The following is a 1,014-nucleotide window of genomic DNA, read 5'->3' on the forward strand; positions in this document are numbered from 1 at the left end:
CCTCCAAACCGGTCATGGAAGGCAAGGCCGTCCTGTTCAAGAAGTTCGCCGGCATCGATGTCTTCGACATAGAGATCGACGCGCCCGCTATCGAGCGCATGGTCGAGACGATCTCGGCCCTCGAGCCGACTTTCGGCGGCATCAATCTCGAGGACATCAAGGCGCCGGAATGCTTCGAGGTCGAGGAACAGCTGAAGGCCCGCATGGGCATACCGGTGTTCCACGACGACCAGCACGGCACAGCCATCATCGTCGCTGCCGCCGTGCTCAACGGGCTGGAGTTCGCCGGCAAGACCATATCGGACATCAAGATCGTCACCTCCGGCGCCGGGGCTGCCGCCCTTGCCTGCCTCAACTTGCTGGTCTCGCTCGGCGCCAAGGTCGAAAACATCTGGGTCACCGACCGTTTCGGCGTCGCCTACAAGGGCCGCACCGATGAGATGGATCGCTGGAAAGACCCCTATGTGAAGGACACCGAGGCGCGCACGCTGGCCGACGTCATTTCGGGCGCCGACGTCTTCCTCGGCCTGTCGGCGGCAGGCGTACTGAAGCCGGAACTGCTCCAGCACATGGCGCCGAAGCCGCTGATCCTGGCGCTGGCCAACCCCAATCCGGAGATCATGCCGGAAATAGCGCGTGCAGCGCGTCCGGATGCGATGATCTGCACCGGCCGGTCCGATTTTCCCAATCAGGTCAATAACGTACTGTGTTTTCCTTACATTTTTCGCGGTGCGCTCGACTGCGGCGCCAGCGCCATCAATGAGGAGATGAAGATGGCGGCGGTGCGGGCAATCGCAGCGCTCGCACGCGAGGAACCTTCGGACGTCGCGGCCCGCGCCTATTCCGGCGAGACGCCGATCTTCGGCCCTGAATTCCTGATCCCTTCGCCCTTCGATCCGCGGCTGATCCTGCGCATAGCGCCCGCGGTCGCCAAGGCAGCCTGCGACACCGGCGTCGCGACGCGGCCGATCACCGACTTTGCTGCCTATATCGACAAGCTGAACCGCTTCGTCT

1 protein-coding gene is annotated in these 1,014 nt (G+C 63.3%); it reads left to right on the plus strand.

The window, feature by feature from the left end; all coding sequences use genetic code 11:
- A partial coding sequence (locus EN925_RS37230) for a malic enzyme-like NAD(P)-binding protein (protein ID WP_281040706.1) occupies positions 1–1,014 on the plus strand: 1,014 nt, incomplete at both ends.

The sequence above is a fragment of the Mesorhizobium sp. M7A.F.Ca.US.006.04.2.1 genome (assembly GCF_004022915.1).
Classification (GTDB): domain Bacteria; phylum Pseudomonadota; class Alphaproteobacteria; order Rhizobiales; family Rhizobiaceae; genus Mesorhizobium; species Mesorhizobium ciceri.